At 63.3% G+C, this 8,128-nt stretch carries 7 protein-coding genes and 1 other RNA gene; all 8 read left to right on the top strand.

What is annotated here, in order from left to right; translation table 11 throughout:
• Positions 1-538 precede the first annotated feature (538 nt).
• The 8 genes from ABQU90_RS16605 (at position 539) to ABQU90_RS16570 (ending at position 7,973) form a co-directional block, all read left to right on the top strand.
• Entirely contained in the window at positions 539-1,327 is a 789-nt protein-coding gene (locus ABQU90_RS16605; RefSeq protein WP_323523031.1) for a flagellar brake protein, read from the top strand.
• Between the two features lie 121 nt (positions 1,328-1,448).
• The gene (locus ABQU90_RS16600; protein ID WP_011037040.1) at positions 1,449-1,934 is read left to right on the top strand and encodes a chemotaxis protein CheW; all 486 of its coding nucleotides are present in this window, start codon (positions 1,449-1,451) and stop codon (positions 1,932-1,934) included.
• A gap of 313 nt (positions 1,935-2,247) precedes the next feature.
• The gene (locus tag ABQU90_RS16595; protein WP_005993867.1) at positions 2,248-2,631 is read left to right on the top strand and encodes a hypothetical protein; all 384 of its coding nucleotides are present in this window, start codon (positions 2,248-2,250) and stop codon (positions 2,629-2,631) included.
• Between the two features lie 82 nt (positions 2,632-2,713).
• Positions 2,714-5,092: a methyl-accepting chemotaxis protein gene (locus ABQU90_RS16590; RefSeq protein WP_323519036.1), complete on the top strand. Its 2,379-nt coding sequence runs from the start codon at positions 2,714-2,716 to the stop codon at positions 5,090-5,092.
• Positions 5,093-5,145: 53 nt separating this feature from the next.
• A non-coding RNA gene (locus ABQU90_RS16585) (sX9 sRNA) lies at positions 5,146-5,221 on the top strand.
• Between the two features lie 219 nt (positions 5,222-5,440).
• Positions 5,441-6,307, top strand: a complete 867-nt coding sequence (locus ABQU90_RS16580) for a CheR family methyltransferase (protein WP_055846534.1) — start codon at positions 5,441-5,443, stop codon at positions 6,305-6,307.
• Positions 6,304-6,900, top strand: coding sequence for a chemoreceptor glutamine deamidase CheD (gene cheD / locus ABQU90_RS16575; RefSeq protein ID WP_005993860.1), 597 nt, complete (start codon positions 6,304-6,306; stop codon positions 6,898-6,900). The genes ABQU90_RS16580 and cheD overlap by 4 nt, the downstream gene beginning before the upstream one ends.
• Complete coding sequence (locus ABQU90_RS16570) at positions 6,897-7,973, top strand: protein-glutamate methylesterase/protein-glutamine glutaminase (RefSeq protein WP_115553662.1); 1,077 nt, start codon at positions 6,897-6,899, stop codon at positions 7,971-7,973. The genes cheD and ABQU90_RS16570 overlap by 4 nt, the downstream gene beginning before the upstream one ends.
• Positions 7,974-8,128: the final 155 nt, after the last annotated feature.

The raw sequence follows: 8,128 nt of genomic DNA, 5'->3' as shown, positions 1-8,128 counted from the left end.
CCGCTCACCGTCGCAGGACCCTTGGCGGCATGGATGCCGCCACGGAGCTTACATGGACGTACTTGCAGCGTGTCCTGCGATGGTGAGCGGGCAAGGGCCCTGCAGCAAACGCAAAAACCTCGAGCGCGGTGCCCTCGCCGCTCGCGGGACACGCCGTGAACCCGTCCCTGGGGGCTCGATGGCGGCATCCATGCCGCCAACGTTCCCGCAATCGGCCAGGGCCCCGCACCAGAACGTTGGTTGGCTGTTTGATGAAAGCAGCCAGTGATATGACGGCACCGCGGGCGAACGTCGCCTGTCGCTTGTTCCAACGCGCCGACCACCTTCACTGGCCCTTGTCCGCTCACCGTCGCAGGACCCTTGGCGGCATGGATGCTGCGTTAAAAGCTCTGCACACCACCCATCGCGACGGGTCATGAGCAGCGCCAGGCGTACGAGTTTTATCAGTGGCACTTAAAGATTTCGCTTTGCCGCCGATATCAAGGCGACGCCGGGACAACCCTCCGGGCTTCTTCCCGCTACCACTGTGCTTGTGCCCATGTCCCAAGGCGATACCTCAGAGTCAGAGCTGGACCACGACGATCACCTTGCAGAAGGTGACGAACGCTATCTGCTGCGCAACAAGCGGCAGATCCGTGGCTTGCTGCGCCAGCTGCTCGACCAACGCGCCGTGGTGACCATGCATGTGGCCGGCCGCGACATGGCCGTGCCTACCGCCGTGCTCGAAATCGATGAAGACGACGATTGCGTGATTCTGGACGGCAGCCACAACGACACCTCCAACCGCGCCATCGAAGATGCCAAGTACCTGCTCTGCTATGCGCAACTGGAGCGGGTCAACGTGCGTTTCCGGCTGGAAAAGGCCGAGCGCATCGAGCGCGACATCCACGTCGCCTTCCGCGCCGAGCTGCCGGACGCGATGTACCACATGCAACGCCGCGAATCGTACCGGCTGGAAACGCCGATCACCGACTCGCCCATGTGCATCATCCGCCAGGACGAAGCCCAGGGCGGCAACCTCAATCTGCAGCTGCGCGTGATCGACATCAGCAGCGGCGGCCTGGCGGTGTCGCTCACCGCCGGCATGCCCTTGCTGGAGCCGCAACGCACCTATCGCGACTGCACGCTGCACCTGCCCGACGTCGCACCGATCGCCCTGCCGCTCACGGTGTGCAGCCAACACAAGCAGACCCTGCCCAATGGCAGCGAAGGCTTCCGCGTCGGACTGCAGTTCAGCGATCTGCCGCGTGGCGCCGACGAAACCATCCAGCGCTACATCTTTCGGGTCGACCGCCAGCGCAACGCGCGCAAGAGCGGCGTGTTCTGAACCCGCACGTACCACATGGTGCATGCACCTAAAGTTGCCGAGCGCTGCGCCGATGTTGCTATGGCAGCCTTCTCAACCTAGTGCCGCAACCTGACACTCAGCCGCAACGCCCGGAGTTTTCATGAACGACAAAAGCACTGCCACCGGCACCGGTGGTGAATTCCTCAGCTTCGCTTTGGGCGAAGAACACTACGGCGTGGACATCCTGAAAGTGCAGGAAATCCGTGGCTATGATTCGGTCACCCGTCTGCCCGACGCGCCCGACTACATCAAGGGTGTGATCAACCTGCGCGGCACCATCGTGCCGGTGATCGACCTGCGCCTGAAGCTGCGCCTCAAGGAAGCGCGCTACGACGCGTTCACCGTGATGATCGTGCTCAACGTCGAAGACCGCGTGGTCGGCATCGTGGTGGACAGCGTCTCCGATGTGATCCCGCTCAATGACGACCAGATCCGCCCGACGCCCGAATTCGGCGCCGCAGTGGACACCCGCTTCATCTCCGGCATCGGCACCCAGGACGATCGCATGCTGATCCTGCTGGATATCGAAACCCTGCTGGACAGCACCGAGCTGGGTCAGCAGCAGCTGGCTGAAGAAGCCGCCTGATTCACGGTGGTTGAGTGCGGCGACCTGCGGTCGTCAGAGGGATGCAGTGGTTGGCAAGCGCGGCAATGCAGCAGGTATGCATCGCCGCGTTTGAACACCCGGCGGCCCTCTGACGGCCGCAGTGGTTTATGCCTAATGCGCATACCACCATCAGGTGTCGGGAGCTTCCCGACACGAGACGCACTGCTAGATAGAAGTGCGATGTGACTCACATTTTTTTACTTCAAGTTGAATCCCAGTTAGCCGATAGCTGAATAGAAGCCCGCGTTCATAAGCGGGTCACCGTTCGACTTTCGATTCTGGAGAATCCCCAATGAAGTTCCTGCTCTCGCTCCTCCCCGTTGCTGCTCTCGTGATCGTTGCCCCCACGCTGTCGGCTCAGTCGCAGGAAATGATTCCGCCGGAGATGGCCACCCGCTTCGTCGGCAAGGACGGCATGGTGTGCGGCAAGGTCGAAAAGGCCAAGTACGCACAGAGCTCGGAAGGCGAACCCACCTTCCTGTACATGGGCGGCATGTTCCCGCGTCACACCTTCTCGGCCCGCATCGACGGCGCCAACCGCGGCAAGTTCAGCTTTGCCCCGGAATCGTTGGAAGGCAAGGACGTCTGCGTCCTCGGCAAGATCCAGCGCGACAGCTCGCGCGCCGAAATCGAAGTCAGCTCCCCGGCCAGCCTGAAGCTCGCCACCATCAAGTAATCGCATCGCACATCGCCACGCCCATGCGTGGCGATGTGCTGTCTGGATTATGCGGACTGACTTCTACGGGGGAATCGTGTCAATGCAATGGATTAATAATCTGAAATTGATGCCGCGGCTGATGCTGGCATTCGGCATCGTGCTGCTGATCATGCTGGTGCAGGGAATCATCGCGTATTCGGGCCTGGCATCGCTCAACAACGTGACGCGCGATCTGGCCGGAAACACCATGTCCAGCGTCCGCGAAGCCGGCGATCTGCGCGGCATGCTCGGCGAATACCGGAATGCGTCTTATCAAAATCTGGTGCGCGCCAGCGATGCGGTCAAGCAGGAAGCCAGGGTCCGCGCCAAGAAGCTCAACGGCGAAATCGAGGCAACGATCAAGGGCTATCCCCGCCTGATCGAAAGCCCGCAACAGAAAAAACTCTTCAACGTGTTCGTGGCCGACTGGAAGAAGGCCTCGGCCTCGTACGCCAGCGTCGATGAAATGATCGAGCTCAATCTCCCCGACGATGCCATCGACACCTTTGTCGGCGAGACCCGCACCCTGCACAACAAGGCCAAGGATTCGCTGGCTGCGTTGATCGCCGAGGACAATCTGCTGGCACAGGCGGCCAAGACCAAGGCCGAAAAGGTCCACGCAACCTCGGTCTCGCTGACCATGGTGGTATTGCTGATCGGCATTGCCGGTGGCCTGGGCCTGGCATTCCTGTTTGCCCGTTCCATCGTGCGCAGCATGCGCGGCGCGGTGAGCACCGCCACCGAAATCGCCGGCGGCAAGCTGGATGGCCAGATCAATGCGCACGGCAAGGACGAAGTGGGCGAACTGATGCGCTCCATGCAGCGCATGCAGCGCGATCTGAAGGAGCGCATCGAACGCGATCAGAAAGTCGCCGACGAGAACCTGCGCATCCGCACCGCGCTGGACAAGTCGTCCACCGGCACCTTCATTACCGATCCCGACCGCGTCATGATCTACGCCAACGATGCCTTCAAGAAGATCGTGACGCAGTACGAAAGCAGCATCCGTCTGGCATCGCCCGAGTTCGATGCGAGCAAGGTCATCGGTCAGCACATCAGCTACCTGGGCCTGTCCGATGCGACCGTGCGCAAGGCCGTTGCTGCGCTCGAACGCGATGGTGTCACCAGCTTCGAAGAGCGCTTCGGCGAAGTCGTGCTGGCGCAGACCGTCACCGGCATCAAGAACGAGCAAGGCGAAACCACCGGCGAAGTCTGCGAATGGCGCGACCGCACCATCGAAGTCCAGGTCGAAGAAGAAGTCGCCCGTATCGTGCGTGCCGCGGCCAGCGGCGACATGAGCGGCCGCGTCGAAACCGACGGCAAGCAGGGCTTCTTCCTGCAGTTGGCGCAGCAGCTCAACGGCTTGCTGGATGCCAATGCCGGCAGCCTGGAGCAGATCTCTGCGCTGTTGTCTGCGCTGTCGCGCGGTGACCTGACCGTGCGCATGCAAGGGCAGTTCAGCGGCGTGTTCGCGCAGATGCGTGACGATGCCAATGCCACCGCCGAGCAACTGGCCGATATCGTCGGTCGCATCAAGCTCTCCTCCAGTGCGATCAACTCGGCAGCCGGCGAAATCGCCTCGGGCAACAGCGATCTGTCGCACCGCACCGAACAGCAAGCCGCGAACCTGGAAGAAACCGCAGCCTCGATGGAAGAGCTCACCTCTACCGTCAAGCAGAACGCCGAAAGCGCACGTCAGGCCAATCAGCTGGCCATCGGCGCCACCGGTGTGGCCTCGCAGGGCGGCGAAGTGGTGTCGCAGGTGGTCACCACCATGTCCGGCATCGAAGCTTCGTCCAAGAAGATCGCCGACATCATCAGCGTCATCGACGGCATCGCCTTCCAGACCAATATTTTGGCCTTGAATGCAGCGGTGGAAGCGGCACGTGCCGGTGAGCAAGGCCGCGGGTTTGCAGTGGTCGCCTCCGAAGTGCGCACGCTGGCACAGCGTTCGGCCGGCGCCGCCAAGGAGATCAAGGGCTTGATCGACGACTCCGTGCACAAGGTCGCCGAAGGCTCTGCGCTGGTGCGCAAGGCCGGTGCGACGATGGCAGAGATCGTTGCCAGCGTGCAGCGCGTCACCGACATCATGGGCGAAATTTCTGCCGCCTCGCAGGAACAGTCGGCCGGCATCGAACAGGTCAACCAGACCATCACCCAGATGGACGAAACCACCCAGCAGAACGCCGCCCTGGTGGAAGAAGCCACCGCCGCCGCCCGCTCAATGGAAGAGCAGGCCGGTCATCTGGCCGAAGCGGTGTCGGTGTTCAAGCTGGACGAATCGGCCGCGGTTGCACAAGCGCGTGTGCGCCCGGTGGCCTCGCGTCCGGTTGCGGTCAAGACCGCGGCCAAGCCGGCCGTGCGGACAGCCGCAGCGCCGTCGGCGCGATCTGCCAAGCCGCAGGCCGCACTGGCCGACGGTAACTGGCAAGAGTTCTAAGAGCAGCCAATAGAAGGGCTATGCAGGCGCCAGGTGGGCGCGGCCGATGCGTCAGGTACCTCGCGTACACTCCGCTTCCTCCGCGCCGTCCGCACCCAACTGACGACTGCTCGCTACGTTCTGGTAACCGCTCCAAGTCACCGCTGTCACCCACAACGCCCCGGCACTGCCGGGGCGCTGTGTTTCTGCCTCTCGCAACGACAGGCAGCCTCCACCCCGCCGCGTCGTCGCTGCACGCCGCCGCACCGCAGCATTGCTGCGATACCTAGCCCAACCGCAGTGATCGATGGATTGGTGCTTCAGTTGCACGGCTACATGGCCGATACCACGTTATAGCTCCCGACGTGTATGGATATGACGACTACGACTCCCGCTTCAGACACGCGCGAATTCGATTTTGGCGACCGCGACTTCAAGCGCGTTTGCGACCTGATTTACCAACGCGTCGGTATCTCGCTGGCACCGGCCAAGCGCGACATGGTGTATGGCCGCCTGTCGCGCCGCCTGCGCGTGCTCGGGCTGCGCTCGTTTCGCGAGTACATCGACCAGCTGGAAGCCGGCAACGACGAAGAAGAATGGCAGGCCTTCACCAACGCCTTGACCACCAATCTGACCTCGTTCTTCCGTGAGCCGCATCACTTCGACAAATTGCGCGAAGAACTGCAGAAGCGCGCCTCGCAGGCGCCGCTGAAGATTTGGTCGTGCGCCGCATCTACCGGTGAGGAGCCCTACTCCATCGCCATCACCGCCTGCGAGGCGTTCGGCACGCTGACCCCGCCGGTGAGCATCGTCGCCACCGACGTCGACACCCAGGTGCTGGAAACCGCCTCGCGCGGCGTCTATGCCATCGACCGCGTCGCCTCGCTGGATGCGGCGATCAAGCGCAAGTATTTCCAGCGCGGCAGCGGCCCCAACGAAGGCAAGTGCCGGGTGATTCCTGCGCTGCGCCAACTCATCGAATACCGCCAGTTGAATCTGCTGTCGCCGCGTTACGACGTCGGCGGCCCGTATGCGGCGCTGTTTTGCCGCAACGTGATGATCTATTTCGACAAACCGACCCAGCGCGGCATCCTGTCGCGTCTGGTCAGCCACATGGGCGACGACGGTCTGCTCTACACCGGGCATTCGGAGAATTACCTGCACGCAGCCGATCTGATCCAGCCGTGCGGGCGCACGCTGTATCGGCGCGCTCCGCGTTCGGGAGCCTCTGCATGAGTACCGCCGTGCAAGTCGACGACGTGATGCGCTACCGCGATTCGCGGTTCCAGACCATTACCGCCAAGCTGCTGCCCACTCAATATCTGGTGGTGGACGACGACACCGCGTTGACGACCACCTTGGGATCGTGCGTTGCGGCCTGCTTGCGTGACCCGGTGCTCAAGATCGGCGGCATGAATCACTTCCTGCTGCCCGAAGGACAGGTCGGCGACGGTGCACCGGCGCGCTACGGCAGTTATGCGATGGAGTTGCTCATCAACGACATGCTCAAGCGCGGCGCGCATCGCAAACGCATCGAAGCCAAGGTCTTCGGCGGCGCCAACGTGCTCAAGGGCTTCACCAGCAATCCGGTCGGCACCCGCAACGCCGAGTTCGTGCGCCAGTACCTGCAAGCCGAACACATCCCCATCATTGCCGAAGATCTGTGCGGCATCCATCCGCGCAAGGTGTGGTTCTTTCCGACGACCGGCCGGGTAGTCGTGCAGCGTTTGCCGCATGCGCACGAAGCCGAAGTCGCCGCCACAGAATCGGCCGTGCGCGCCCGTCTGTCCAAAGCACCGGTCACCGGTGGAGTGGAGTTGTTCGAATGACGCTGGAAACTCCCGTACGTGTACTCATCGTCGACGACTCGGCGGTGGTCCGTCAGATGCTCACCGAAATCCTCTCGCGCGATCCGGGCATCGAAGTCATCGGCTCGGCCGCCGACCCGATCCTGGCGCGCGAAAAGATCAAACGCCTCAATCCGGACGTGATCACGCTGGACGTGGAAATGCCGCGCATGGACGGCCTGGTGTTTCTGGAAAACCTGATGCGCCTGCGCCCGACGCCGGTGGTGATGATTTCCTCGCTCACCGAGCGCGGTGCCGACACCACCTTGCAGGCCTTGTCGCTGGGTGCGGTGGACTTCGTGTCCAAGCCCAAGATCGACGTCGTGCGTGGACTGGAAGGCTATGCCGAAGAAATCGTCAGCAAGGTCAAGATGGCCGCCAAGGCCAAGGTCAGTGCACTGCATCGCCCCAGCACGCCCAAGCTCACCCTGGACATGCAATCGGCACCGGTGCCGGGCAGCGCGCTGCGCTTCCGCACCACCGACCGCCTGATCGCCATCGGCGCTTCTGCCGGCGGCACCGAAGCGCTGCGCGTGGTGCTCGAACACATGCCCGCCGATGCACCGGCGGTGGTGATGACCCAGCATCTGCCGGCCAGCTTCAGCACCGCATTCGCCGAGCGCCTCAATCGCCACTCGGCGATGTCGGTGCGCGAAGCCAGCGACGGCGAAGCCATCCTGCCCGGCCACGCTTATCTGCCGCCGGGCGGCCAGCACCTGCGCATCATTCGCGACGGTGCGCGTTGGCGCTGCCGTATCGACGACGGCCCGCCGGTCAATCGCCACAAGCCCGCGGTGGACGTGCTGTTCCGCTCGGTCGCCGCCAACGCTGGGCCGAATGCGGTCGGCGCCATCCTCACCGGCATGGGCGACGACGGCGCGCGCGGCCTGTTGGAAATGCTGCAGGCCGGCGCCCCCACACTGGTACAGGACGAAGCCAGCAGCGTGGTGTGGGGCATGCCCGGCGCCGCCTATAAGCTGGGCGCCGCGCAGGAAGTGGTTCCGCTGGACCGTGTTGCCGAACGCCTGATCGCATTGTCGGCACAAGCGCGCTGATCGCCCATGCGCGCCCTGCCCCCGCATCCGACCGATCTGCCGCCGCACGACGGCGCACCGGACACCGACGCCAACACGGCGACGGATGCGTGGGCGACAGCCGAACTGGTCGGCGATACGTCGTCGGTTACCGCATTCGATCATGCGCGCACGCC

This window comes from Xanthomonas sp. WHRI 10207 (genome assembly GCF_040202975.1).
Classification (GTDB): Bacteria; Pseudomonadota; Gammaproteobacteria; order Xanthomonadales; family Xanthomonadaceae; genus Xanthomonas.
Note: the sequence above shows the minus strand (reverse complement) of the source record. Positions and strands in the feature narration are given on the sequence as shown.